The sequence below is a fragment of the Tistrella bauzanensis genome (assembly GCF_014636235.1).
Classification (GTDB): domain Bacteria; phylum Pseudomonadota; class Alphaproteobacteria; order Tistrellales; family Tistrellaceae; genus Tistrella; species Tistrella bauzanensis.
Map to the genome: position 1 here is coordinate 1 of NZ_BMDZ01000222.1, position 535 is coordinate 535.

General features: G+C 57.8%; 2 protein-coding genes. Both read right to left on the reverse strand.

From position 1 onward, the window contains the following. Positions 1-59: 59 nt before the first annotated feature. Positions 60-257: a hypothetical protein gene (locus IEW15_RS25680; RefSeq protein ID WP_188583402.1), complete on the reverse strand. Its 198-nt coding sequence runs from the start codon at positions 255-257 to the stop codon at positions 60-62. A 23-nt stretch (positions 258-280) separates the two neighbouring features. Beyond that, positions 281-535 (reverse strand): hypothetical protein (locus tag IEW15_RS25685; RefSeq protein ID WP_188583404.1); only part of this gene is annotated, 255 nt, incomplete at its 5' end.

The window sequence follows — 535 nt, forward strand, 5'->3', positions numbered from 1 at the left end:
GGACGGGCCGCCTCACGCCGTCCCAGGCGACGGTGACGCTCTAAACCAGCCCGCCGCGCTCATTGCGCGACAGCCTCCAAAGGGCCGGTGAATTCCGGCCAGGGAATGCCGATGCCGGCAAACCGCCCTGCACCCAAAATGTCGGGATATGCGAGCTTTTGGATGCCTTCGAAGAAGAACACGCCAAAGAGCATTAGGCGGATCAGGATCGACCAACGCCCGTCACCCGGCGAAAGCCACCAACGTATATCGAACATGCCACGCACCTCAAAACCACGCTTCAGTCGCCGGGGAAACTTTCGGTCTCTTTGAAAATCGAAGTGTCATTGATGAATTCATAGCCTTCCGCGATATGACACGACATGCAGACGGTTCTCTCAAGCAGGAAAGCCTCGCGCGCCTGTTCGCTGTTCTTAGCTTTAATTGCGTCCGCGAGAACCTGCCAATTCTCATCTAGCAGCCTGTCGGACTTTCCCCAGCGTGCGAGCGGTGCGATGATTCCGTTGGTTTCAACGGGATTGCGCGCTGATGGCCC